This is a genomic window from Aquimarina macrocephali JAMB N27 (genome assembly GCF_000520995.1).
GTDB lineage: Bacteria > Bacteroidota > Bacteroidia > Flavobacteriales > Flavobacteriaceae > Aquimarina > Aquimarina macrocephali.
The window spans coordinates 22,213-48,271 of sequence record NZ_JACA01000044.1; the positions used below are offsets into that span (position 1 = coordinate 22,213).

31 protein-coding genes are annotated in these 26,059 nt (G+C 32.6%); 20 read left to right on the plus strand and 11 right to left on the minus strand.

All coding sequences use genetic code 11. The features are described from left to right. Positions 1-153: 153 nt before the first annotated feature. A complete protein-coding gene (locus Z054_RS0121190) occupies positions 154-945 on the plus strand; it encodes a hypothetical protein (protein WP_152538636.1) in 792 nt (263 codons plus the stop codon). Positions 946-1,028: 83 nt separating this feature from the next. On the opposite strand, the gene Z054_RS0121195 is transcribed toward Z054_RS0121190, so the two are convergent. Together Z054_RS0121195 and Z054_RS0121200 are read right to left on the minus strand one after the other, a co-directional pair. Next, on the minus strand, positions 1,029-1,487 hold the full coding sequence (locus Z054_RS0121195; protein ID WP_152538637.1) for a hypothetical protein: 459 nt from the start codon (positions 1,485-1,487) through the stop codon (positions 1,029-1,031). After that, positions 1,484-2,026, minus strand: coding sequence for a hypothetical protein (locus Z054_RS0121200; protein ID WP_024772039.1), 543 nt, complete (start codon positions 2,024-2,026; stop codon positions 1,484-1,486). The genes Z054_RS0121195 and Z054_RS0121200 overlap by 4 nt, the downstream gene beginning before the upstream one ends. 498 nt (positions 2,027-2,524) lie before the next feature. Between Z054_RS0121200 and Z054_RS0121205 the strand changes: the two genes are divergently transcribed. The 15 genes from Z054_RS0121205 to Z054_RS0121275 all read left to right on the plus strand — a co-directional run bounded on the left by Z054_RS0121205 (position 2,525) and on the right by Z054_RS0121275 (position 13,322). Further along, on the plus strand, positions 2,525-3,412 hold the full coding sequence (locus tag Z054_RS0121205) for a DUF4349 domain-containing protein (protein ID WP_024772040.1): 888 nt from the start codon (positions 2,525-2,527) through the stop codon (positions 3,410-3,412). Between the two features lie 86 nt (positions 3,413-3,498). Continuing rightward, a complete protein-coding gene (locus tag Z054_RS0121210; RefSeq protein WP_024772041.1) occupies positions 3,499-4,095 on the plus strand; it encodes a SprT-like domain-containing protein in 597 nt (198 codons plus the stop codon). 2 nt (positions 4,096-4,097) lie between these two features. Continuing rightward, entirely contained in the window at positions 4,098-5,177 is a 1,080-nt protein-coding gene (locus Z054_RS0121215; RefSeq protein ID WP_024772042.1) for a mannose-1-phosphate guanylyltransferase, read from the plus strand. A gap of 6 nt (positions 5,178-5,183) precedes the next feature. Next, the gene (locus Z054_RS28995) at positions 5,184-6,629 is read left to right on the plus strand and encodes a DUF389 domain-containing protein (RefSeq protein WP_035093009.1); all 1,446 of its coding nucleotides are present in this window, start codon (positions 5,184-5,186) and stop codon (positions 6,627-6,629) included. Positions 6,630-6,820: 191 nt separating this feature from the next. Next, entirely contained in the window at positions 6,821-7,267 is a 447-nt protein-coding gene (locus tag Z054_RS0121225) for a hypothetical protein (protein WP_024772043.1), read from the plus strand. 1 nt (position 7,268) lies between these two features. Next, the gene (locus Z054_RS0121230) at positions 7,269-7,481 is read left to right on the plus strand and encodes a helix-turn-helix transcriptional regulator (RefSeq protein WP_024772044.1); all 213 of its coding nucleotides are present in this window, start codon (positions 7,269-7,271) and stop codon (positions 7,479-7,481) included. Positions 7,482-7,486: 5 nt separating this feature from the next. After that, on the plus strand, positions 7,487-8,185 hold the full coding sequence (locus Z054_RS0121235) for a DUF4386 domain-containing protein (RefSeq protein ID WP_024772045.1): 699 nt from the start codon (positions 7,487-7,489) through the stop codon (positions 8,183-8,185). Between the two features lie 100 nt (positions 8,186-8,285). Continuing rightward, positions 8,286-8,732: a hypothetical protein gene (locus tag Z054_RS0121240; RefSeq protein ID WP_152538638.1), complete on the plus strand. Its 447-nt coding sequence runs from the start codon at positions 8,286-8,288 to the stop codon at positions 8,730-8,732. Between the two features lie 400 nt (positions 8,733-9,132). Next, positions 9,133-9,657, plus strand: a complete 525-nt coding sequence (locus tag Z054_RS0121245) for a DUF4269 domain-containing protein (RefSeq protein ID WP_024772047.1) — start codon at positions 9,133-9,135, stop codon at positions 9,655-9,657. Positions 9,658-9,673: 16 nt separating this feature from the next. After that, positions 9,674-10,159, plus strand: a complete 486-nt coding sequence (locus tag Z054_RS0121250) for a hypothetical protein (protein WP_024772048.1) — start codon at positions 9,674-9,676, stop codon at positions 10,157-10,159. 87 nt (positions 10,160-10,246) lie between these two features. Continuing rightward, a complete protein-coding gene (locus Z054_RS0121255) occupies positions 10,247-11,014 on the plus strand; it encodes an alpha/beta fold hydrolase (protein WP_024772049.1) in 768 nt (255 codons plus the stop codon). 192 nt (positions 11,015-11,206) lie between these two features. Further along, positions 11,207-11,539: a winged helix-turn-helix transcriptional regulator gene (locus Z054_RS0121260; RefSeq protein ID WP_024772050.1), complete on the plus strand. Its 333-nt coding sequence runs from the start codon at positions 11,207-11,209 to the stop codon at positions 11,537-11,539. Beyond that, positions 11,536-12,453 carry an NAD(+) diphosphatase gene (gene nudC, locus Z054_RS29000; protein ID WP_024772051.1) on the plus strand — a complete coding sequence of 306 codons (918 nt, stop codon included), beginning with the start codon at positions 11,536-11,538 and terminating at the stop codon, positions 12,451-12,453. Before Z054_RS0121260 ends, nudC begins: the two co-directional genes overlap by 4 nt. Beyond that, positions 12,450-12,992 carry a DinB family protein gene (locus Z054_RS0121270; protein WP_024772052.1) on the plus strand — a complete coding sequence of 181 codons (543 nt, stop codon included), beginning with the start codon at positions 12,450-12,452 and terminating at the stop codon, positions 12,990-12,992. Before nudC ends, Z054_RS0121270 begins: the two co-directional genes overlap by 4 nt. A 42-nt stretch (positions 12,993-13,034) precedes the next feature. Beyond that, complete coding sequence (locus Z054_RS0121275) at positions 13,035-13,322, plus strand: YciI family protein (protein ID WP_024772053.1); 288 nt, start codon at positions 13,035-13,037, stop codon at positions 13,320-13,322. A 32-nt stretch (positions 13,323-13,354) separates the two neighbouring features. Here the strand turns inward: Z054_RS0121275 and pdxR are convergent, their stop codons facing one another. Beyond that, on the minus strand, positions 13,355-14,770 hold the full coding sequence (gene pdxR / locus Z054_RS0121280) for a MocR-like pyridoxine biosynthesis transcription factor PdxR (RefSeq protein WP_024772054.1): 1,416 nt from the start codon (positions 14,768-14,770) through the stop codon (positions 13,355-13,357). 99 nt (positions 14,771-14,869) lie between these two features. Between pdxR and Z054_RS0121285 the strand changes: the two genes are divergently transcribed. From Z054_RS0121285 to Z054_RS0121295, 3 genes are all read left to right on the plus strand, one after another. Continuing rightward, positions 14,870-15,331 (plus strand): cupin domain-containing protein, encoded by a 462-nt coding sequence (locus Z054_RS0121285; protein WP_024772055.1) that lies wholly within the window; start codon positions 14,870-14,872, stop codon positions 15,329-15,331. A gap of 21 nt (positions 15,332-15,352) precedes the next feature. Continuing rightward, on the plus strand, positions 15,353-16,258 hold the full coding sequence (locus tag Z054_RS0121290; protein ID WP_024772056.1) for a dihydrodipicolinate synthase family protein: 906 nt from the start codon (positions 15,353-15,355) through the stop codon (positions 16,256-16,258). 138 nt (positions 16,259-16,396) lie between these two features. After that, a complete protein-coding gene (locus tag Z054_RS0121295) occupies positions 16,397-17,026 on the plus strand; it encodes a LysE family translocator (RefSeq protein ID WP_024772057.1) in 630 nt (209 codons plus the stop codon). Between the two features lie 33 nt (positions 17,027-17,059). Here the strand turns inward: Z054_RS0121295 and Z054_RS0121300 are convergent, their stop codons facing one another. Continuing rightward, the gene (locus tag Z054_RS0121300) at positions 17,060-17,824 is read right to left on the minus strand and encodes an ABC transporter ATP-binding protein (RefSeq protein ID WP_024772058.1); all 765 of its coding nucleotides are present in this window, start codon (positions 17,822-17,824) and stop codon (positions 17,060-17,062) included. Beyond that, positions 17,824-18,561 (minus strand): MlaE family ABC transporter permease, encoded by a 738-nt coding sequence (locus Z054_RS0121305; RefSeq protein WP_024772059.1) that lies wholly within the window; start codon positions 18,559-18,561, stop codon positions 17,824-17,826. The genes Z054_RS0121300 and Z054_RS0121305 overlap by 1 nt, the downstream gene beginning before the upstream one ends. 113 nt (positions 18,562-18,674) lie before the next feature. Here Z054_RS0121305 and pafA point away from each other — a divergent pair, with 113 nt between their 5' ends. After that, positions 18,675-20,315 carry an alkaline phosphatase PafA gene (gene pafA, locus Z054_RS0121310; RefSeq protein ID WP_035093014.1) on the plus strand — a complete coding sequence of 547 codons (1,641 nt, stop codon included), beginning with the start codon at positions 18,675-18,677 and terminating at the stop codon, positions 20,313-20,315. A 3-nt stretch (positions 20,316-20,318) separates the two neighbouring features. On the opposite strand, the gene Z054_RS0121315 is transcribed toward pafA, so the two are convergent. From Z054_RS0121315 to Z054_RS0121340, 6 genes are all read right to left on the minus strand, one after another. Beyond that, the gene (locus Z054_RS0121315; protein ID WP_024772061.1) at positions 20,319-21,371 is read right to left on the minus strand and encodes a flavin monoamine oxidase family protein; all 1,053 of its coding nucleotides are present in this window, start codon (positions 21,369-21,371) and stop codon (positions 20,319-20,321) included. Between the two features lie 135 nt (positions 21,372-21,506). After that, positions 21,507-22,253 (minus strand): SDR family NAD(P)-dependent oxidoreductase, encoded by a 747-nt coding sequence (locus tag Z054_RS0121320; protein WP_024772062.1) that lies wholly within the window; start codon positions 22,251-22,253, stop codon positions 21,507-21,509. Between the two features lie 64 nt (positions 22,254-22,317). Next, positions 22,318-22,881: a TetR/AcrR family transcriptional regulator gene (locus tag Z054_RS0121325; protein ID WP_024772063.1), complete on the minus strand. Its 564-nt coding sequence runs from the start codon at positions 22,879-22,881 to the stop codon at positions 22,318-22,320. A 167-nt stretch (positions 22,882-23,048) separates the two neighbouring features. Next, positions 23,049-24,455, minus strand: coding sequence for a TlpA family protein disulfide reductase (locus Z054_RS0121330; RefSeq protein WP_051473840.1), 1,407 nt, complete (start codon positions 24,453-24,455; stop codon positions 23,049-23,051). A 94-nt stretch (positions 24,456-24,549) separates the two neighbouring features. After that, complete coding sequence (locus Z054_RS0121335) at positions 24,550-25,401, minus strand: glycosyltransferase (RefSeq protein ID WP_024772065.1); 852 nt, start codon at positions 25,399-25,401, stop codon at positions 24,550-24,552. A gap of 49 nt (positions 25,402-25,450) precedes the next feature. Continuing rightward, positions 25,451-25,981, minus strand: a complete 531-nt coding sequence (locus Z054_RS0121340) for a class I SAM-dependent methyltransferase (RefSeq protein WP_024772066.1) — start codon at positions 25,979-25,981, stop codon at positions 25,451-25,453. Positions 25,982-26,059: the final 78 nt, after the last annotated feature.

Genomic DNA, 26,059 nt, shown 5'->3' on the forward strand with positions numbered 1-26,059 from the left:
ATATTTCCCCCTTTTTACTTAGGAGAAAAAGAATACATTTACATATGCTATTAAGAGTTTTAAAGGCGCCAAAAATGATTGATAGCCCTAACCAAAGCTATAGGCGAACTCCGAAAAGCCTTAAATAGAGTAGGAATCTTAAAACCATAAAAAATGAAAATAATTTTTAAATTCTGCGTAGTGTCAGTTATGATGCTTTTTGTCTTTACGAGTTGTGATAAAGATGAAATAAATATCGAAGAATCTGGTGTTGAATCAACTAAGAGTCTTCAAGATAAAGCCCCAGAACAAGGAATTGTGGAGATTGTACACAATTATGATTATTATGGGGAAAAATTTAAAGTCCTTTATGTTTTAGATACCAAAGAATCCCAAGTGGTAAAAGTAGATGGAGATGTACAAATGGCAGAGCGTATTTTTGGAAAAAAAGACGCTCCTCAAGGATTGTTTTTTGAAGATCAAAAAGAAGGAGAAACAACCATTAATGTAAAAGTTTTTAATACTAATGATGAGGTGGATGAATATGTTGCTAAACTAGCAGGAGATTTTCCTAAGGAAAGATCAGAACAGCAAATAACTAAGGGAGCTTGTGTCGATGGATCGATTAATGGTACCGGAAACTTCTATTTCTACTACCATATAAACTATGTTGCAGAAATGACAGGTATACGAAGAACGAATAAATACTATTATAAAGATTGGAATTTGGGAGGATATAATGACCATATGTCTTCTCTTATATTTACCAAACCATGGGGGAGAAGAGCATATGTGAGATTATACCAGCATAGTTGTTATAACGGTAGAACCTTAAATTTTTATTCTCCATATTTCCAAACTGTTGCCGGAGTAAACGATTTAAGGAATTACACTCTATCGGGATGGTGGTTCTGGAAAAAATCATGGAATGATAAAACGTCATCATATAGAGTTTGGGCTTGGTAAACAGATCCTTGACCTTACTACACTGTTGATGTTATAAAATTGAATATGAAAAGCCATCGATTATATCTTAATCGATGGTTTTATTAATTTTGGACACCTTCTGTTTTTTCGAACTCTATTTTATGCGTTTTAAAAACTTCGTTATCAATAGTAATGATAGACGTTTTAATCAATGTTATAATAGTATCAGTCTGATGTTCAAGAACAACTTGTGTTACTACTTTTTTTACAGAATCTGAAACAGTTTCAAAAGGAGTGATAAAATTAATATGTTTGAGCTGGGCTCCTTCCTCTATAGAGAGCAATTCATTTTTATTTGTATCTACAGTAAAATCAGGATTGGTCTTGGCCAATGTCTTTTTGTCCAGATATTCCTGAAGTTTCTGGGAGATTATCAGGGTGTAGGCATCATGCTCAGAAAGCTCAGATTGCTCTTCTACTTTTTCAAAACTCTCTACAGTATCCATTTCCATTGATTTAGATGCATTATTAGCACAGCCAAATGAGAACAAAAGAACTATGATGTATATCAATCTTTTCATGATTTTATCCTGAATTTTAGTTTAACAATCTGTCCATTTAATCTTCGGGATTCTATAATTTCAATATCTTTTAAGCTTTGTGTTGGTGTAGTTAGTTTATTTATAAATTCATCTTTGGTATACATTTCAATACCTAATCGCTGTGGTAGTACCTGAAAAATAGTTGCATCATTAGCTATTATTCTAGACAACTCTTTTCGTCTGTTTTGCCAATCGTTAACTTTTCCGTTAGCATAATAATGAAGCATCAATGCATAATCATCTGTCTTAATATGTAAATCTTCACGACGATCAGAAGAGGATATTCGATATATGGTATCGGTTTTATGATAAGGAGACTGGACTACAAAACGAATATAATCATCTTTTGTTTTCCAGATAAAGCAGCCTGTACTATCACTTTTTGAGTAAAAGGGAGATTCTTCATCGTTTAGTATAATAATATCAATAGGAATCTTAGTAATAGGTCGATTTCTATCCTGATCGATAAAGCAAAAACTAAAGGTGTTTTCAGTAGGAATTAAGAAATATGTTATCATGAATAGACCAAGACTTAATGGTACAACCCAAAACCATTTAGGGATATCTAGAGCCTTTGTAGAATTTGAAGAAACGGTGTGATTACTTTTAAAATCATTCCAGTTTCTATATTCACAGTATTGTGAGAGTAGATTAAGGATATCAACACGAGGTAATTTTTCTGAAGAATTTTTAAAATAACTATAGAAAGATTTTTCGCTAATCGAAGCTTTTACTCGTTTTTGTAAATCTTCCTGAAACCATATAATATCCTGTCCTTTCCAATCAGAAATATCATAACTCGAAGCAGTATTTTCCTTTAAAAACTGTTGCGCAACTGCTTTTTTAAGGAGATCGAATAGTATTTTTTCTTCAGATGTTATGATTGTAATATTTTGATAATGAATATTTTATGTTTTGTAAAATGTTTTACAATTCCTTTACAAGTATTCTACAATAGATAGATGAGGTTTGGTTTTAAGTTTGTTTTCAGTTTAACAAGATAAAAAATATAAAAAATGAAAACGAACAAATTTAAAATAAGCAGAATAATAATTTTAGTAGGAGTTACATTATTGGGATATTCTTGTTCTAATAGAGAAAGTAAATATGCTTTAGACTCAGAGAATATTATGCTCGAAGATACAGGAGAAACACCTGTGTTAGCAAGTATTGAATCTGAAGAAAAAACAGAAGAAGTAACGCTGCTGGATAGTGATAGAGTGAAAACTAAAAAAAATAATGTTGATACCAAGCTAAAGATTATTAAGAATGCTAATTGTCGAATTAAAGTGAAAGATGTTGAAGAAGCAACGGTATTGGCTAGAAAAATAGCTTTAAAATACCAAGGATATATTTCTGACGAGCGATTTACAAATACAAATTATACTAAAGAAAATCGTTTTACGATCAGAATTCCTCAAGATCAATTCGATACTGTTTTGGATAGTGTGTGTGGGTTGGCAGAATTCGTGGATTATAAAAATATATCTACAATAGATGTGACTGAAGAGTATATTGATATTACATCACGATTAAAAACAAAATTGGATGTAAAAGAGCGTTATGAAACCATTTTAAGAACAAGGGCTAAAACGGTAGAGGATATTTTAAAGACCGAAGAAAAGCTTAGTTTACTCCAGGAAGAAATCGAATCTGCTCAGGGAAGATTAAAATATTTAAGTAATAAAGTGTCTTATAGTACAGTTCAGGTCGATGTATATCAAACTATAATTCCAAAAGAAGAGCCTGCAGAATACCAACCTCGTTTTTTAGACAAAGCAAAACAAGGGTTGTCTTTTGGTTGGTCGATTATAGAAAACCTAACATTGCTATTGTTTTATATCTGGCCATTACTAGTATTAGGGGGTGTAATCTTTGTGTATTTTAAATGGGTAAAAAAGTAAAAAAAATATTAAATTAAGCGTGCTATTCCCGTGCGCTTAATTTTGTATTTTGCGCAAGTAAAAGGAAGATTAATAATTTTGTGCATTTGAAAGAAATATTAAGGAAATATATTCCAGAACGATCTGTAGATAAGGCATTTGATCTCGTTATAAAATGTAATGTACATCTTAAAATCGTTAATGAGAGAGTTACTCGGCATGGAGATTATCGCAAAATGCCGGATGGGAGACACCAGATTACTGTAAATGCATCTCTTAATAAATACCGTTTCCTTATTACATTGATTCATGAAGTAGCACATCTTGTTGCTTTTGAGAAATATGGACGTTATATAAAACCGCATGGGATAGAATGGAAAAAAACCTTCCAGCAATTAATGTTACCCTATATTAATCCTGAAGTATTTCCAACCAGATTATTACCAGTTATAGCGCACCATTTTAAAAACCCAAGAGCTAGTAGTGATACCGATGAAAAGTTATCATTGGCATTAAAACAATATGACCCTGCTAATGATAAAAATTATATCTTTGAGTTACCCCTCGGAAGTGTCTTCCGTTTATACAATGGAAAAGTCTTTAAGAAAGGTAATAAGAAAGTAAAACGCTATGAATGCGTAGAACTCAATACTGGCAGAATTTACCTTTTTAACCCAAACGCAGAAGTTGAACTATTAAATTGATTATGAACAAAAATTTTTATGCAATATTGATGGCAGGTGGAGTAGGATCAAGGTTTTGGCCTGTGAGTACGTCAGAGTTTCCAAAACAGTTCCACGATATGTTAGGAACTGGAGAAACGTTGATCCAGCGTACATTTTCACGTCTGGCTAAGATCGTTCCCAAAGAAAATATATTTATTCTTACTAACGAACGATATAATGATCTGGTTTTAGAACAGTTGCCAGAAGCAGAACAACGACAGGTAGTAACGGAGCCTGCAATGCGTAATACCGCACCATGTATTTTGTATGCGGCATTAAAGATCCAGAAAGATAACCCCGATGCAGTAATGGTAGTCGCTCCTAGTGATCATTGGATCGAGGATGAAAATGCATTTATAGCAAATTTAGAATATAGCTTTAAAGCATGTTTAGAAAATGATATTTTGATGACCTTAGGAATTCAACCCACATTTCCTAATACAGGATATGGTTATATTCAATATAATAAAGAAAGCGAAGACGCTAAGAAAAAAGTAGTTCAGTTTACAGAGAAACCAGATTATGATACTGCCAAAAAGTTTTTAAGTGAAGGAAACTATCTATGGAATGCCGGGATTTTTATCTGGAGTGTGCAAAGTATTATAACTGCTTTTGCAAAATTTCAGCAAGAGATGACTGCTTTATTCAAAAAAGGGTCGGTCGTCTATAATACGATGCAGGAGAACGATTTTATACAAGAAAATTATCCGCTGGCAGAGAATATATCTATTGATTATGCTATTTTGGAGAAAGCAGATAATGTATACGTGCTTCCGGCAACTTTTGATTGGAATGACTTAGGAACCTGGGGATCGTTATACGATAAGTTGGATAAAACAGAAGCTAATAATGCTGTAGTTAATGCCAGAGTATTACCAGAAGATGCATCTGGTAATATGATTAGAACGTCTGATGATAAAATAGTAGTAGTCGATGGGCTACAGGATTATATTATTATAGATAAAGAAGAAGTGCTTTTAATCTATCCCAAAAAGAAAGAACAGGATATTAAAAAGGTGCTTAAAAAAGTAAAAGAAACATACGGAGAACAATACGGATAAAGTACAATGACAGAAAATACAAATCAACCCGTTCCTGATCAGGACGAGATGGCAGAAACAGTAAAGAGAGATGCCAAAGGTCTTTTTGCCAGCGCTAATACATTTGTTAGAGAACTATTAGATATAAGATCAGAAACAGATAAAGATCAAACGATAGAGGATGTTAAAAATGATATCCCTTTTAAAGGACATAATGCCTGGATTCTTATTTTTTCGGTATTTGTAGCGTCTATTGGCCTTAATGTAAGTTCTACCGCAGTAGTGATAGGAGCGATGTTAATTTCTCCATTAATGGGGCCGATTGTTGGAGTTGGGTTATCCATTGCTATTAATGATATTGATACTTTAAGACGATCCCTGGTTAACCTGGGTGTAATGGTAGGTCTAAGTGTTCTTGCTGCCACTTTATATTTCTGGGCTTCTCCGTTAACAGAATTGACTCCCGAGTTAGAATCCAGGACGGCACCTACTATACTCGATGTATTAGTTGCAGTTTTTGGAGGTTTGGCATTGATTGTCGCCAAGTCGAAAAAAGGAACAATGCCTAATGCCATAGCAGGAGTAGCTATTGCTACTGCGTTAATGCCTCCTCTGTGTACGGTAGGATATGGTATTGCAGAATGGAAATTGGAGTATGCTTTGGGAGCATTGTATTTGTTTTCTATTAATGCCACATTTATTGCATTATCTACTTTTATTGTTTCCAAATTATTGCGTTTTCCTATGTTACGGTACGCTAACTCTGCTAAAAGGAAACGTATTGCACAGTTAGCCTCTTTATTGGCAATATTGGTAATGATACCTGCGAGTTATACATTTTATGTTACTCTTAATGAAAGTAATGCAGATCGGGATTATAAAGCGTTTAAAGCTAATGAAATTGATGCTAATGAAAATTTGTACCTAAGAAAGGATTTTTACGACTATAATAATGAGTCTATAAAATTATATTTTGATGGGGAAATTAATGAAGCAACAGTAAGTGATTTGCAAAATGAAATTAAAAAATATACTAGTATTAGTGATTTTGCACTAGCAATAAATGGTAATAAGTCGAGAGGTATTGATCAGATATCCAAAGCATACGACAGATCTATAGTGCAGTTAAATCGTGTAGAAAAAGAAAACGATAAACTTCTGGATGAGATTGAAGATCTTAAGATTAAGATGGCGGGTCTAGAAACCCAACTTAGAGAAGCGAATAAAGTGGTTCCAATAACTGTGATGCCATACGCCAGTATAGCAAAAGATGCAAAAATACGATTCCCTGATTTGGCAGAACTAGGATATGGCGAGGTGCAAAAGTCAAACTTCTTAAAAGTAGATACCGTGCAAGTTATCTTCCCTAGATGGAAATTTCAGGTATCCGATAGCCTTAATACCATTAGAGTAAACAAACTACAAGAATGGATAACCAAAGAAATGAAAGCAGATACATTGTATGTAGAATAAATTAGTAGTAAGAATTTTTATACTCTTATAGTGCCTGTAATTCCTTGGTATTCATAATAATCAATTAATTTTTTTTTAAATTTTAATCTTCGTAAAGTGGGTTGAAATAACAAGCAATGTTAAAAATATTTTACATTGAGTAAAAAATCATTACCTTTGTGTCGTATTTTGTTAACTTAACATGAAAACATATGACAACACAAGAAAAACGACCAATTGTATTTTTGATCATTGATATCATCACATTTCTAAGTTATTATATCATTCTATTAAATGTTTATAATAACAAAATTTTATCTATGGGAGAATTACCTTTTTGGGGAGCCTCAATACTACTGTTTATTCCTATAATGATTATTTCACGAATTGTTTTGTATGTGTTATACAGTATAATGAATTCTGTTATGACCAAAAAGAGAGAGGAGAAATTTTTAACAGATGAATTTGGTCAACTGATCAAACTTAGAGCCACTCGAAATTTCAACAACACATTTATGATCGGCTTTGTGATAACGATGGGACTTCTCGTTCTGGGAATATCAATTACGACTATGTTCAAACTTCTATTCCTTTCGATATTTGCTGCTTTTGTAGTCCAGAATCTATCTGAATTTTATTACGCAAAAAAAAGTATTTAAAATGAAAGACATTAAAATAACTAATACCATTAGAACATTGCGCTTTCTCGACAAGGAAATGACACAGCAAGAATTAGCAGAAAAAGTTGGGGTTACAAGGCATACAATAATGGCAATCGAAAAAGGAAAATATTCCCCTACGCTAGAGCTAGCTTTTAAGATAGCCGAAGTTTTTAATAAATCTCTAGAAGAGGTATTCACCTATGAAAAATAAATGAAATGAAAAACATCGAAAACATCAAACCGACAAAAAATGCATTAATGGCAGGTTTTTTTTATTTAGCACTTATTATAATAGGTATGTATGGTTTTGTTTATGCTCTGCCTCAAATAGAAATAAAAGGGGATATTGCAAAAACCGTAGAAAACATTAAAAACAACTCATTTATGTTTAGAGTAGGAATATTTAGTATTCTTGTTATGAATGTTATTAGTATCCTGCTTGTAATTTACCTCTATAGACTATTGTCATCCATTAATAAAACAATGGGATTATCTATGCTAATCTTAATGTTATTTGGAGCAGCCATTTCTTTGGTTAACGAGGTTAATCATTTTGCCATGATAGTAATTAATGGTATGAGTGATCTCTCTGCAACAGAAAGCCAAAATCTAACGGATTTCTTTTCAACCATTCACAATCATGGTGCACATATTGCTGTAATTTTTTGGGGACTTTGGCTTTTTCCACTTGGTATTTTGATCTTTAAATTAGATACTCGAATCTCTGAATTTATCGGAGTGATGTTAGTGATTGCAGGTATTGGTTATACCCTAGATTCGATATTCTTGTTTCTCTATCCAAACCTGCAAATACCTACTCTTTCTGACTATACTTTTTTAGGTGAATTTTTATTGACAATATGGCTTTTAATTAAAAGTAGAACCATAGAAAGGTTAGCTCTGAGTAAAATATAAATAAACAGCTAAACATTAGGCAACATTGTTTTTATTCTCGATGTTTGGTAATGGTACACAAGTGTTATTATTTTGTGTGATTTCAAAAAGATATATTCCAATGTTTAAAAAAATAGATACAAAGCTTAGTACCATTCTTCTTTTGATTATGGTAATCACGATTTCATATGGACAAGAAGGAAAAGATGGTAAGGTTCTAAAAGATCAGAATTATACTACTTGTACTAATTTTAAATGCCTTGAAAAAAATAAAAATAAACGAATAATTGTTAAAGGAATACTTAGAACATATACTCCCAATAAAACAGGAAAAGGGGCTGGCCATATGTTCTGGGATTGGGAAATACTGTTAGATGATGAAATAGCAATACCCGTAATGAGCAAAGATCAAAGATTAGATCTATCTATATACAATAAAAAAAACATATTGATTGATGGTAATGTGTTTTACGGTATAATAATAGGGAGTCCAGATGGACAAAATGCTACTGGATATAGAATAGATATTAATACAATACAAAAACAAACTACATACAACAAAGAATAAATGGTATGTAAACTAATATATTGAAACCAGAATACCTGATTTATACAATTTCAAATCTTGAATTCAGAAGTAAAGTTAAATCCATCAAGAGGCAAGTAGGATAGTAGTTTGTTTTTCTGAAGAACAAAAAACATATCAGAATCTTTATAAGGTGAATTGCTGATACCATTATTTCACTGAAAACAGGGAGATAAAAAAATGAAGTCTTCTCTATATTTAAAAAACAAACAGGATTAGATATAAGTAACCTTGTGAATTAATGAAATAGTTTGTGGGTAATACTTTTAAAGTGACGATAAAGGATCAAATGGTTATTTTGAAAGGCATTAACTTAATTTTATAATATACTTTTATAGCTGTTTTATACCTTACACTGATAATAGTTTTTGTTTAATTAGTCATGACAGATTTTAGAAATATAGAATATTTAAAATTTGGAAATATTCGACAAAGAAAAACATACGATGTCTTATTGAAGTTAGATATTATGCAGGTATTGAGAGTATATACCCCAATTCTTACAGGAACTATACCTATTGATATTGATGTGCCGGAAAGTGATCTGGATATCATTTGTGAATGTGAAGATCATACAAAGTTTTCAAAGTTAATTATCAAGTCATTTGAAAAAGAAAACAGTTTTGTGATATCGACTCGAATATTTGATGAAATAAAAAGAACGATTTGTCAATTTCGATCCAGTGGTTTTGATATAGAAATTTTTGGGCAAAATATTCCTGTCGAAAAACAAGATGCATATAGGCATATGATCGTAGAATATAAGATTTTGAAGGAAAAAGGAGTTGAATTTCGGTCTAAAATAAAAGAATTAAAATCTAACGGAATAAAAACCGAACAGGCGTTTGCTCAACTTTTAGGCTTGAAAGGAGATCCATATAAAGAGCTATTAAATATAGGATACTAAAAAAGTAAGAAACTGTATGGATATACAAACAAATTGGAACGCAGTACGACAGCATTTTAATAAAAGTTTTAAATCTAATTTTTATGTGTCAATTGCATCTGTTGATGCTGATAATAACCCAACCGTTACCCCAATAGGATCATTATTTCTGAATGACAATCAAACAGGTTTTTATTTTGAAAAATTCCCTTCAAAATTGCCAGAACATGCCAAAGCAAATAAAAATATATGTGCCTTGGGAGTAAATAGTAATCGTTTTTTTTGGATCAAATCATTGTTTAAAGGAAATTTTCCTAATTATCCAGCGGTTAAACTCTATGGAGAGCTAGGAGAAAGGAGAAAAGCAACTGATAAAGAAACAGGACGATTAAACAGAAGAATGAAAACTACAAAAGGACTAAAAGGTAATACTTACCTATGGGGAAAAATGGAGTTTGTAAGGGAAATACATTTTACGAAAGTCGAAAAAATAAATCTTGGTAAAATGACTAGCAAATTATAAAAGGTAGAATGCATTAATATGTCATGAAAAGCATATAGATTTTTTGAGCACAAATGATAATTTCTACATTTTAAAAAAATAAGATATATGACAATAAAAGTTGTTGATGGTGTATTTATAAGATGTAATATCGTAGATGAGACTAAACAATCGATTTGGTTTTTACATGGATTTGCTGATTCTGGTTTAGCATATAAAGAGGTTTTTAACTCTGATCTAGTATCCAAATTTAATCTTTATGTTGTAGATCTTCCCGGGTTTGGAGTTAGCCCTGTGAATTTTGATTATATATCGATTAAAGAGCAAGCAGATTTGCTTTCCAAAGTAATAGAAAAAGAAACAGAGAACAATATAAAAGTAAATATTGTGGCACATTCGATAGGGGCGCTAATAGGTACCTGGGTCTGCCAACAATTAGTAAATAAGATTAATTATTATATCAATATAGAGGGGAATCTAACAGAAGCAGATAGCTATTTTTCAAGCAAACCTTTGCAGTATACTACAGCAGCAGAATTTATAGAATCCTTTGAAAAGGAGGTTTTTGAAAATGCAATAAAAGAAGAACGATATAAAAGATATTATAGTAGTCTTAGGTTTGCTGAGCCTCAGGGAATGCGTAACTGGGCGATTACGAGTCAGGAATATATTAAGGACAATCAATGTGGGTTTGAGTTCAAGAAATTGACTTGTAATAAGGTATATATTTGGGGCGATTTGGATACCCCAAAAGAAACTCAGGAATTTATAAACGAGCAATATATTCCAAATAAACTCTATACAGGTGTAGGACATTGGCACATGATAGAAAATTCAAAGAATTTCTATACCTATATAAGTGCAATTATAAAATAGTATATAATTAATCCCATCTACCGAGGATACTATGAATCAAATATGATGTCAGAAAAAGAAATCGAAAAATATCATTTTTAAAAGAATATATAATAGAGGAGGTAGAGTTGATATTTTATTTAAGTATTATTTTTGTTGTTTGATTGCTACACTTTATGTAGCTTTGCTATCAAATATGTAGCAAGATTTATTATGGCAACACCAAAACCAGGAAAACCAGTTAGAGGATCAAAAACCGGTCAACCTATTATGGCTCTTTTTGATCTATTAGGAAGAAGTTGGACTATGGGAGTAATATGGCATTTATACAAAGGTCCAAGTACGTTTAGAAAGTTACAAGAATATTGCGAATCAATTTCTCCTACTACGTTAAATAAGAGATTAAAAGAATTAACTGAATCTCACCTTATTGAACGTTCTATTGATGGATACATCTTAACTCAGCAGGGAAAAGAGTTATTCGAATTATTATCTCCTCTGGGCAAATGGGCAAAAATCTGGGCAAATAATTATACCTCGAAATGAAAAAACAATATTATAGCAATCCCTTTTTTGATAGAGATATTGAAAACAGAAGAGTTTCTTCAACCATTTCTGCAAATGATGTTTTAATTATTTCGTTTCAGCATAAATTTTACTTCTTTCAAGAGAGAAAAAGAAAAGAGTTGGCGTTATTTCCATTAGAACTCTTCAATCAGATTTCACTTAACAGCTCTTTTTTGGGAGTACAGAAAGACAAAAAAATATGGACAGCCGAGCTAACAGAGGCAAATGTGAAAAGTGTTTCAGAAATTTTAAAAGGAGGTCGGTTTTATGATATTAGAGATTTGGGAGGTCAATTAGAAAACGAAGAGGCAGCACTTTTGGCCTATGCTTTGGGGATTAATAAGTGGCATCAGATAACCAGGTTTTGTGGTGCTTGTGGATCAGATACTAAAAGTTGGGAAAACGGGCATAGCAAAAAATGTAAAAACCCGAAATGCGCTACTATTTTCTATCCACAAATCTCACCAGCTATCATTGTACTTATTGAATATAAACCAAAAGAGGGGCAGTCATTATGTTTATTGAGTAAAAGAAAAATTGATAATGGATATATGTGTTCGACATTTGCAGGATTTGTCGAGATTGGCGAAACCCTTGAAGATGCTGTGGTAAGAGAAATGAAAGAAGAAGTAAATGTAGATGTAACCAATTTACGCTATGTTGATTCGCAACCATGGTCGTTTTCATCTTCTTTAATGATGGGGTTTGTAGCTGAGGTAGAGCATACGGCATTTCAGGTAGATGGCGAAGAAATTAAAGATGCGGGTTGGTTTTCGGCAGAACAACTATATGAGAGTGTTTCAAAAGATGAGCTAACACTTTCAAGACCAGATTCTATCGCCAGATTTTTAATAGAAACCTGGGCGAATAACAATATAAACAAAGTGCTATGAGAATAATTGATAAACCTGTATCTGGTGAGTTTCCATCTTATTCTCACATATACATAGACTTGTTGAAGGATGACGGCAAGATTTTGAATCATTTGTGGAATAACTTCATAGCAATCAAAAACTTTATATACAATCTGCCGGAAGAAAAATTGTACCATAGGTATGCTAAGAATAAGTGGACTATTAAAGAAATTCTGGTACATATTATTGATGATGAACGTATTTTTTCTTACCGGGCATTGCGGTATGCAAGAAATGACAAAACGTCTTTACCGGGATTCGAAGAAAATGAGTATGCAATTTATTCTAAAGCTAACGATCGAAGTTTAGAAAGTATATTTGATGAATATGAGATGGTAAGAAAATCGACCATAGCCCTTTTTAAATATTTACCAGATGATTGTTTTATGAGAAGTGGTGTATCTGACGGAAATATTAATAAAAGAACCGTCAGGGGATTAGCATATCATATAGCGGGACATGAATTAAGACATTTTAATATCATAAAAGAACGGTATTTAGATATAAAACCGGAATAGTTTAGATGTCAAAATTGTAACTAAGAACTAAAAAAATATACGATGTTTATTATCAATTTTAATTTTGTTAAACCAATAGAAGAAGTTAATCGTTTTACTGAAGCCCATCGTAGTTATATTTCAAAACAATACAGGACAGGGAAATTTATAATAGGAGGGCCTAAATCACCTCGAAATGGAGGAATTGTAATTGCAAATTGTGAGTCTGAAGAAGAAGTTTATAGAATCTTAGATAAAGATCCGCTAATACAAAAAGAAGTAGCAGAATATAGTATAATAGAGTTCACTCCTGTAATGAGTACAACAGGTTTAGATCATTATCATAAATAAGAACATAACGATGAGATTTGTGTGGTATATCGTTATAATAACTTAGAAAGTGCAATAACTCCTTTTTTTAAATGCTCTTCAGATAATGACGCATACCCTAAACGGAAACCATGTATGGGGTTGATAAAACTAAATTTATTGGGTGTAATAATATCTATACCTTGCATGTTTAGTTTTTTGGCAATCTGAAAAACATCTACCTCTTTTTTAGGCACCAACCAAAAAGCAAGCCCTCCATCTGGTTTACTAAAAGATACTTTTTCTTTTAGATATGTATGAAGTAAGGTTTCGAAATAGTCTCTTTTGGCTTTGTATATTGTCGAGGTTTTTTTTAGATGACGTTTTACTTCTCCGTCTTTTATTAGTTGTAAAATAGCTTGCTCCATGATATTATCACCTTGTACATCAATAATTTTACGAAGATCTCCTGCCTTTTTTATAAAACTTTGGCTTCCCACCAAATAACCAATACGCAGAGCAGGTGCAATGATCTTACTTAATGTTCCTATGTAAATAAAATGTTGAACGTTATCAAAACTAGAAATCGGTAAAACAGGCCTGTATCCAAAATGGAATTCATTATCATAATCATCCTCAATGATGGTAAACCCATATTGATTAGATAATGAGATTAACTCTAAGCGTCTTTGCAGGCTCATTGTTACAGTTGTAGGAAATTGATGATGAGGAGTTGTGTATATTGCTTTTATCTTTTTATGCTTTTTTAAATAATACTTTACATCATCGATACTTAGCCCTTGATCATCTATCGAAACAGGAAGAAGATTGGCTCCAATACTTTCAAAAGCTCGCCATGCTGGTTTATAACCTGGATTTTCTATTAGTACAAAATCATCTTTTTCTAATAAACAATGACTTGTTAAATACATTGCCATTTGGCTACCTCTTGTGATGCAAATTTCATGAATTGAAATATTCATCCCACGCTTAAAATTTAGCATTTGTACCATTGCATTTCTAAACTCAGAATCCCCTAGTTCACTACTGTACCCCATCATTTGCCAACGAGCTTTGCGATTAAAAATTTGCCTGTATGCTCTTGCTAATGCTATGGTAGGAGCAAGTCTACTATCCGGAAACCCATCATCAAAAACAATTAATGGTTTTGATGAATGCTCATCATCAATAGTATTTTGCCTATATACGCTTTTATGTTGGTTCTGTTTAGGAAAAACATTAGCCACAAATGTTCCTTTTCTTTCTTTAGAAACAAGCCACCCTTCTGCGATTAAGACATTTAAACCTTCAACAACCGTATTTCTGTTTACTTTTATTAATTCTGCTAATTGTCTGCTTCCTGGCAAGGCCTGGTTTTTATGTAATTGCTCATTTTTAATTGCATTAATAATAGCATCTGCAATTTGTAGATATATAGCTTTCTTACTAGTAAGATCGATTTTAATTTGAAGTTCCCAAGGTCTAAGCATCTGGACTATCTATTTATGTATTTTCTGTACCATAAAGATAGTCCAAATATGAAATACTTTTACATTGTAATAATACAATGAACAAAAAATTAGAAAACAATGGAAACTAAAGAAAAAAAATTCAGTTCAAAAGATTTTCATGAAACTTTTGCAAGACCAAAATTTGTAATGCCCGATACATTAATACATAAAAATGTAGAAAATGCAGGGGTACACGATCAGTTCTCTACAGAAAGAAAACATCCTGTTTTTTTTATAGATCTACCTAGTAAAAATGTAAGTATGACGATTGGAGGTTTGTTACCAGATCAAATGACAAATAAACATAGGCATACGTATGAAACATTATTGTATGTAATCGAAGGAGAAGGGTATACCGAAATAGAAGGTGTGAGAGTGGATTGGAAAGCAGGAGATGCTGTTTATATTCCCAGTTGGACCTGGCATCGTCATAAAAATTTGAGTAGTACAAAAAATGCAAAATACATTGCCAGCGAAAATGCGCCACAACTTCAAAACTTAGGTGTAGCACTTCGTGAAGAAGAAGGTAGAGATTTATAATCATCAAAAAAAATATATATTATGAAAAATGTACCATTTAAGGGTGTGATTGCTTATCCAATAACACCATTTGATACTAATGAAAAGGTAGATATTGATTTGTTTAGAAAACTTTTAGAACGATTAATAAGAAATGGATCTCACGGTATTGCTCCTTTAGGAAGTACAGGTGTACTTCCTTATCTTACGGATCAGGAAAAAGAGGCAATAACCGAAGCAACAATTCAGCAAGTGAATAAACGGCTTCCTGTTTTAGTTGGAGTTTCGAATCTAACAACAGAAAGAACAGTGCATCATGCTAAGTTTGCAGAAAAAGCTGGTGCTACAGCAGTTATGATCATCCCAATGAGTTACTGGAAATTGACAGATGATGAGATCGTTCGGCACTACGACACGGTAGCAAAACAGATTTCTATTCCAATTATGGCCTATAATAATCCAGCTACAAGTGGCGTAGACATGTCACCTGCATTACTAAAACGTTTGCTAGAAATCCCTAATGTTACCATGATTAAAGAAAGCACAGGTGATGTGCAACGTATGCACTATTTAAGAAAAGAATTGGGGGAAGATGTAGCTTTTTATAATGGTTCGAATCCTTTAGCATTAGCCGCTCTTTCTGCAGGAGCAACGGGTTGGTGTACTGCAGCTCCAAACCTTATTCCCGAACTTAATATTGCGTTGTATGATGCCATTCGGGAAAATGATTTACAACATGCGCAGAACATGTTTTATAAACAGATCAATCTTCTGAAATTTATAGTTAACAAAGGACTACCAAGAGCGGTTCAGGCAGGTTTAACTATGTTAGGAGAAGAGGGAGGAAATTTGAGAAGCCCATTAAAGCCTTTGACTGATATAGAAAAGAGTGAACTAAAAATCATTTTAGAAAAATCGAAGCATGGTATTGAAAAAGTAATGGGGTGAAGTAAAAGAAAAATAGAATAACTTTAAACAAAATAAACTAAGAACGAACAATATTGCTTAGACTAAATTAATAATACTAGTCTTGGATTTGCAAGCGTTATTTTACTATTTTTAGAATAATTATAAAAAACAATCGATATGAATCTTACGCTTTGGATTTCATTTATAGGAACAGTTTTCATTATTGGGGTAACTCCTGGGCCAAGTGTACTACTTGCTTCTGCTAATAGTATGAATTACGGAACAAAAAAAACAGTTGGAACTATATTAGGGGACTTATCTGCAAACACTATACAGATACTTTTGTCTTCGCTGGGGTTAGCATCTATTGTTATTTCTTCGGGAGAAATTTTTAGCCTGATAAAATGGATTGGTGTTGGGTATTTGATATATATGGGAGTGACAAAAATTATTTCAAAACCAAATGTCGAACAATTCAAAAAGAAGAATAGGGAAAAAAGTTTTTTAAAATTATATAGTGAAGGTTTTTTTATGTCGGCATCAAACCCAAAAGCAATTGTTTTTTTTGCTGCATTGTTTCCTTTGTTTATTGATGAAAGTCTTGCTTTTGCACCTCAAGTACTCTTGTTGGGAATAACTTATCTAGTAATTGATGGAATTAGTCTTTTTTTGTATGTTAGATTTGCATCCAGACTAAAAAAATACCTTGAAAATAAAGAAAAGGTTCACTTGCAAAATAAAATTATAGGGACTCTATTAATTTTTAGTGGAGTACTATTATCTATGGTAAGGCGAACTAATACTTAATAGATAGCTTTTATTTAAACAGCTAGACTAATGTTATAATCCTTTTAACTGAGCGTCTCGAACTTTTTTAAACAAATTAGAAGAGTACACAAAATCAGTTACTGCCTTATTATCGGTTTTAAATATTTGGGTCTTGTCACCTTCCCATTCTAAATTCCCATTTTTAAGAAAAACGATTTTTTCTCCGATCTCCATTACCGAGTTCATATCATGGGTGTTAATTACAGTAGTGATATTGTATTCTTCGGTAATTTCTTTAATAAGATTATCTATCACAATAGCCGTTCTAGGGTCAAGCCCAGAGTTAGGTTCATCACAGAATAAATATTTTGGTCGTGTTACTATAGCACGTGCAATAGCAACACGTTTTTGCATTCCACCACTAATTTCTGAAGGTAGTTTTTTCTCAGCATTTTCAAGATGTACACGATCTAAAACCTCATGAACTCTTTCTAACATTTCTTCTTTTTTCTGTTTGGTAAACATCATTAGAGGAAACATTACATTTTCTTCTACTGTCATAGAATCAAATAGAGCGCTGCCTTGAAAAACCATTCCCATTTGTTCTCTTAGGTCTCTTTGTTGTTCTTCATTGAGTTCAGAATAAGTACTGCCATCATAGCAAATAGAACCTTGTTCTGGAGTAAAAAGCCCAAGTAGACATTTCAAAAACACAGTTTTACCACTACCACTGGTACCGATAATAAGATTGGTCTTGCCTCTATCAAAGGTTGTAGTGATTCCTTTTAAAATCTCTTCTCCATTAAAACCTTTATGCAGATTAGTAACTTCTATCATTAGCTTAGTAATAATTGGGTGAGAATATAATTAGATATAACAATGGACACCGTAGTCCATACAAAAGCAGAAGTACTGGCTTTACCAACCTCTAGTGCGCCACCTTTCATATAATATCCATGAAATGATGGAATGGTTGCTAATAAAAAAGAATATAAAAAAGTCTTTATAAAAGCATACACCAGATGATAGGGAATAAACTCTTCTCGTAGTCCAGTCAAAAATTCTGCGCTAGAAATAAATCCTCCATAAACTCCAGCAACGTATCCTCCAAATACACCTACAAACATAGCTATTGCAATAATAAAGGGGTAAGTGAGCATTGCAATGATTTTAGGGAAAACTAAATAATTAAGTGAATTAATACCCATTACTTCTAATGCATCAATCTGTTCGGTTACCCTCATTGTACCAATACTTGAAGTAATAAAAGAACCTACTTTACCCGCCATGATAACTGAAATAAATGTTGGTGCAAATTCAAGTATTACAGATTGTCTTGAAGCAAAAGCAATAAGTTTTTTTGGAATTAAGGGGTTAGTAAGATTGAGCGCAGTTTGAATAGCTACAACAGCACCAATAAAAAAGGCTAGAAATATGGTTATTCCTAAAGAACCAATAATTAAATCATCTATCTCTTTAAATATCAGGTTCCGTATTACAGAACCTTTAGTCATTCGACTAAAAACGCCTTTTAACATTAAAAAATAGCGACCAATATCGTCTAAGTAAAACATGCATTATAATTAGAAAGGCTAAAATAGAAAAAAAAATATCCATAGCATTTAACCTTCTATTAAAGTTTTACATTTGTACTAATAGTATTTTAGCTATTTAAATTCAAAATATAATGACAAAAAGAATATTTCTAATCTTATTAGTTGCATTGTGCTGCATGCCTTGTAAAGCGCAAGAAGCCGTTGAGATCAGTAACTCACCTAAGCTGGTAGTTGGTATTGTTGTAGACCAAATGCGATATGATTATTTAACCCGTTTCTATAATCGATTCGGAGATAAGGGTTTTAAACGTATGATAAATGAAGGTTTTAATTGCAAAAACAATCATTTTAATTATGTGCCCACTTATACAGGCCCTGGTCATGCTTCTGTATATACAGGAACTACACCAAAAAATCATGGAATTATCTCTAATCACTGGTATGATAAATTTGGCAAAGCAATGGTATATTGCGCAAGCGATTCATTAGTTAAAGCAGTAGGATCTGGTAGCGAAATGGAACGAATGTCTCCTCATCGCATGAAAACGTCTACTATAAGCGATCAAAATAGATTGCATACACAATTAAAAGGAAAAACAATAGGTATTGCAATAAAGGACCGAGGTGCTATTCTACCAGCTGGTCATTCTGCGAATGGTGCATATTGGTTTAGAGGTAAAGATGAAGGGAAATGGATAACAAGTACCTATTATCGTAATGAATTGCCAGATTGGGTTAAAAAATTTAATACCTCTAACCAGGCAGAATCTTACTTAAAAGTATGGAATACTCTTTATGATATTAATACATATGCAGAAAGTGGTCCGGATCAGAATGAGTTCGAGGGCGGATATAAAGGTAAAGAAACAGCTACGTTTCCTTATGATTTAGGAAAGCTAAAAGATCAAAATTCTGGATATGATATTATTAAATCATCAGCTTATGGAAACAGCTTAACCACCGACTTTGCAATTGCTGCAATTGAAGGAGAGCAACTGGGAGCAGATAAGACTACTGATTTTCTTACAGTGAGTTTTTCTAGTACAGATTATGTCGGACATAATTTTGGAGTGAATTCTAAAGAAATTCAAGATACATATTTACGATTAGATAAAGATTTAGAACGTTTTTTTGATGCTTTGGACACTAAAGTGGGTAAAGGGCAATATACTGTTTTTCTTACAGCAGATCATGGAGCTGTACATGTACCGTCATATTTGAAATCGGTTAAAATTCCTGCAGGTTACTTTGATAGAGATGCATTTACAACCAAAGTTAAAGCATTTGTAAAAGCACAATTTAAGGTAGATGGATTGATCGAAAATATATCAAATAATCAAGTGTTCTTTAAATATAATGTATTGAAAAAGAATGCAATATCTGCTGAGAAGCTAGAGAAAGCACTCGCTCATTATATACTTCAGGAAAATCAAATTGATAAAGTGTTTACAAGAAACCAGTTAGAAACAGGTGAATATGTTACGGGTATAGCAGCATTGATTCAAAAAGGGTATAATCAAAAAAGAAGTGGTGATGTGGTATATGTAATGGATCCTGCTACGATATCTTATTCTAAAACAGGTTCAACTCATGGGAGTGGTTTAACCTATGATACTCATGCTCCTTTATTGTTTTTTGGACAAGGAATACAAAAAGGAAGTACAACTCAAGAAACATATATCCCGGATATTGCACCTACTATCTCGGCTTTATTAGGAATTGCTTTTCCTAACGGAGCCACAGGAAAAGTGCTATCCTTTGTGTTAGAGTAGGGATTATCCTTTTAATTTTTGATATATGGATTGTGCACTTTTAACTGCACCTTCCATATATCCTCCAAATTGGATTGCGGTTTCAGCCCCGGCAATAAATAAGTTATCGTCAAAAAATTCATTTTGGTAAACAGAATGGCCATTATTTTGATGAGGAAAGATAAAATGTTGAGAATCCTTAAAGGTATTGGAGTCTTTTCTCCAGATTTTTTCCTTATACAGGGTGTATTCTAAAGCATCATTACCAAAGAGTTTTTGGAGTTGATGTATTACTTTGGATTTTCTGTTCTTTTCGGTCTCCAGATGCATTTCGTTTTGTAAAAAGCCTTTTAGAGCATATTTGGTGTTTCTATTATCTGAATGATCATATAATTCTGTTATGGGGCCTACATTACTAAATACAGTTCCTGAATATTTGTTTTCCTTCCAAAATGGTCTTTTGTATGAAATCCCGAATTTTATAGCATCTCCCATCCAGGTATGGGTATTGTTAGCTATTTCGATAATATTATCAGGTAGAGAAGGATTAAATTGTATAGTGTTTACAAGAAGCATAGGTGGTACTGTAGATACTACTTTATGCGCATGATAGTTGTGGTTTGCAGTATTAATTTCAAATTCATTTTTAGAATAACTAATGCCCGTTATTTTTTCATTTAAAATAAGTTCTTTTTTAGTTAGAGAAGAGGCCAAAGTGTTAATCAAAGCAATAGTTCCTCCTTGTATTCGATAACTTGGTTGCTGATCGGATGGCAATTGTATTTGTTGAGGTGGGGTAGTAGATAGAGATTCAAACAGGGCAGTCCCTTTCATAAATTGTTCAAAAACAGGAAGTTTTAATTCTTCTAATACTTTTAACAACTCTTGATGCTGGATCCCTATCCAGGTAGCTCCCATTTCGATTGGGGTTTCATCATTAGTAAGAATTGTATGTATTCTACCTCCAATTCTACTTCTGGCTTCGATGATTTTAAAAGAAATAGATGACTTCTTTAATTTATAGGCTAGTAATAACCCCGTTAGTCCGGCGCCAATTATAAGTACTTCTGATTTCATTATGGTTAAATATGAAGAGTAAAGCCTCTTTTTTGAGACTTTACTCGGGTATTATTTTATGAATTTACAATTCTTGTTTTTTAGTAAGGCAAGTGATAGTAGTAATACTATATGGAGCTAGCCTTATGCGATTGGTTAATTACGTCCAGCTATTACACCACCATCGGTATCCCATATTGCACCGGTTACCCAGGAAGCTTTATCTGATAATAGAAAAGTTATGCTATTTGCAATATCTTGCGGAGTTCCATTTCTTCCTATAGGATGAAAATTATTAAACCCTACCAATGCTTTTTTTGCTTCTTCGGCACTTCCAAAGACACTATCATAAACTGGGGTTTCGACTACAGCAGGTGATACTGCATTTACTCTAATCCCGTGATCTGCCAACTCCATAGCCAGATGTTGAGTAAGAGTGTGTAGCCCTGCTTTCTGCATAGAATAGGCAGAAGAAGGAGTCGCTTTTACAGCTTGTTTTGCCCACATCGAACCGACATTTACAATGGCCCCGCTATTATTTTCTTTCATTTTTTTAGCGGCAGATTGAGTAATAAAAAAGAAACCTCTATTAAGATCTTGGTAAGAATCATAATCCTCTACTGTATGATCCAAAAATGCTTTTGGTCCAAAGATTCCGGATGCGTTTACGAGATAATCTAAACGATCCAATCCAGAAATGGTATCGGTTAATTCATTTACACTAGCGGCATTTGTAATATCCACCTGGTGCTTAATTACGTTATCTGCATCTGGTATTTTGGATATATTCCTCCCTACTACATGCACTATTGCACCTCCTTCGATTAGAGTATTTACGGTGGCTTTACCAATTCCACTAGTTCCGCCAACAACTAAGGCTGTCTTGTTTTTAAATGTTGTCATTTCTATTGTTTTTAAGATTAATAAAATTAGACAGACAAGTCTGTCTATAGTTGATGAAATTTTTTTAGTTCACGATGCTTTTACAAAGAGATAGACCTGTGTCTATTGGCCATTGATTCTGGTGTAACTTACTTTCAGAAATAGAACTTTCATATATTAAATAAATTCTTTTGGCGAGTGCTTCATTTTCTGAAGCTGTATTTTGACTGTAGTTCTGCTCTACCAGTTCTTTTATGAATTCAATAAATTCTTCTTTTTGTTTTTGTATCTCTTTTCTAATTTTTTCGTTTTCTCTTGGGATTTCAGCAATAGTATTTACACACCAGCACCCATTAAAATCTTTTTCAGAAAAGAATTCTACGAGAAAATGAAATAAAGCATAAAGTTGATCTTTTCCTTTTTTGGCGTTGCCTACAAAGGTTTTTATATTTTTTGTAAATAGATCATTTCTAAACCTTAGATAGGCAAGGCAAATATCTTCTTTTGAGGCAAAATGGTTGTATAGTGTTGCTTTTGCTATACTTGCTTCTTTTATGATTTCATTTATACCAGTACGATTATATCCTTTTTGGTAAAAGAGATCAGAGGCAGTTTCTATGATATGTTGTCTTACTAAAGAGTGTTTCACGATACAAAACTACAAAATAATTTTAAAAATAGACAAGTCTGTCTGTTTTTAAATCAAAATTATTCTGAAGAGCAGTAAAAACGGGTAGTTTATTTAAAGCAAATCCGCAAATTCTACAGTAGTAGAATTTGCGGATTTGTATTTTTTTAAAGAATAAGAAATTAATCTTAGATACTTAATTCGTTAAAAACTTCTACAAGTTTAGGGTCAGATGGCCTTGGTGCACTTGCACTTACAATTTTACCTTCAGGATCAATTAAGATAAATCTTGGGATTCCTCTTATGCCATAATCTACAATAAATTGAGATCCCCAATCGTTGTCTGCGAATAATTGAACTCCACCTAATTCTTTTTCTTTAACCATTGCTCTCCAGGCATCGTGTTGTGGTTTTTTATCTACAGAGATACTTACAAATTCGATATTTTTATTGTGATATTGTTTTTCGATTTTCTTTAGATGTGGGATTTCTGCTTTACATGGTCCACACCAGGTAGCCCAAACATCAATGTATATATATTTTCCTTTAAGATCACTTAATGAAGTTGTACCTCCTTTATAATTTTCGTAATTATTAAATACAGGAGACTCATTACCTTTAACCAGCACTTTTATTTTTTCGAATTTATTAGTTAATTCACTTTTAAATTCTTCATCGTCTGAGGCTGCCATAAGCATATCATACAATTCTGCTGCATTCTCATTTCTTGGAGATACTTGATATGCCATGTTCTTCATAAAAGCATTTCTAATATTTTTACTTTTTATTTGAGCCAAATTCTCCATCATTGCTTTATCCATAGAAATACTATCCTTGGCTGCTTTTTCTTGAGAAATTCTATAGAAAACATCAGAACTTAATCTTTTATAAGCGCTAGATTTCTCATAATCTTCTGCATTGTCAATATCAAAATCTTTTAACTCATCCAAAAAACCTTCTGGAGTTTTATAGTCTTCTTTTTTGGCATAATGACTATGAGTCGATTGATAATTATTTAGCATTGCTAAATATTCATAGTGATTATCCTTAGTTTGAGTAGTTACAAATTCGGGATCTAAATCTTTATATTTTTTAATCGCATCATTTTTAGCTTGTTCATTTTGCGACACTAATTTTTTAAATTCATCTACCTCACTAATAAAGAGTTTTTTATACCCTTCTGGGCCACCAGCAAAAAGGCTTTCCTCTATTAAGGCTCTTTCTGCCAGATAGTTGTTGGCATCTGCAGCAGTACCTGTGTATTTTATGGTTTCATCAAATTGCTTAGTGTCTATTGTTAATTCTAGTTGATCCCCATGATCTAAATACAAGGGTGACCTTTCGCGGCCAATCATAAAACGATAGGAGCCTTTGGATTCAATCTTTAAAGTATCAGAGAATGTCCCATCTTCATTAATCGAGATTACTTTTTTGAAATCATTACCATTTCCGAATACATTAATCTCATTTTCTACGGCATTACTTACCTTTCCAGAGAAAAGCACGTAATCTACTTTTTCTGCTTTACTTTCTTTATTACAGGAAGCTAAGCATAATATGCAACTTAATGCCCAAAGAAGTTGTTTGATTTTCATGAAATTATTTTTTAAAAAATTAATGGTTCAATGTAAGAATAATTTATTGTAAAAAAGTTAAAGAAGTACTAGTTTTTCTAATTAGAGCTATTCGCTATATGAGTTTCTTTTTCATTTTTTTCCAACGAAGTTTACGAATAAAATCTCCTTCTTTTTCAGAAACAAGGAATACTTCTTTTCTTGCTTTTGCTTTATAATACCCTGTTAAATAATCATTGATCAGGCTTGGTCGTTTTTTAAGTAGAGCCAACTTTATAGAGGCAATTAGTGTAATCCAAAACCCGTATCTCATTTTATACATGGCTTCACCATGTACGTATTTTGTGTTTTTATTATAGTTTTTTCCTGTAGGTTTAAGGTGTTTTACAATCAAACTATGAGATGTTTTGGTTTTCCATCCATGATATTGAGCTAATAATACATCTAAGGTATCCCAGCCAATTGATTTTTTAAGCCCATTAATAGCTTCAAAACATTCTTTTCGATATGCTTTTATTGGTCCTCGAACATGATTCTTGTCTGCAATATGCTCATATATCCATTTTTTCTTTTTTTCGATGTATAGGATGCCAGAAGCTATACCGATTTTTGAATCAGACTCAAAAACTTCAGCGATACTTTTTAAGTAGTTTTTTTGAAAAATCAGATCGGCATCAAATTTACAAATGATGTCATAATTAGTATCCAAAGCCTGAAAACCTTGATAAAAAGCATTAATCACTTTGCTTCCGGGCATATGCTCTTTAGAAGAATTACTGATATTGATCAATGATATAAAATGATACTTATCTGTAAATTTATTTATAATATTTACAGTATTATCTGTAGAATTATCATTTACTACCACTATTTTTTGAGGAAGCAATGTTTGTGAAACGAGAGAATCAAGAGTTTCTTTGATAAATCGTTCCTCATTATGAGCTGGTATGATAATAGATATATTCAAAAAAAATAATTTTAGGTTTCCGTTTGGGCTTTACTATTATAAGGTCATATTAAGATTTTTTTACCCTTTCTGCATATACAATATAATATCTGGGAGTAAAAAGTCTTAATAAAGGACGTAGTCCAATTTTTTTAACGGGATGTGCCCACTTGTTTCTTGCTTTAATTTCCCAACCTGCTTTTTCGAGTAACCAATCAAATTGCCAATCTTCAAATTCGTGATAATGTCTATCCCAGTGATCAGTTTTACTACGATATGCCGAAGAAAACCATAACTTTAAAGGGATAGAGGCGACCAATTTATCAGCTTTGATGTCACGTAAAACATTAAAAGGGGCGATAAGGTGCTCAAAAATTTCGAAAGCAGTAACAATTTGGATATCTTCTTTTTGTACAGCTTCTGTGTTGAGGTCTAGATCTTCGCCAGAAGTGTTTGATACTGTATATCCTTCTTTTTCCATAAACTCTACAAAAGGATTTCTAACGCCCAAATCCAGAACAGTACCTGGGGCAGGGGTATTTTCTCTAAGAAATTCTAAAGTTTTTTGGTATCGTCGGTGAGGAAAATTTCCTTCGTACATAATAGTCAAATCAGTAATTATATTGTAAAAATAGACAATTACCCAGATTACTATCTGCACATCCAAGAGAATTTTACA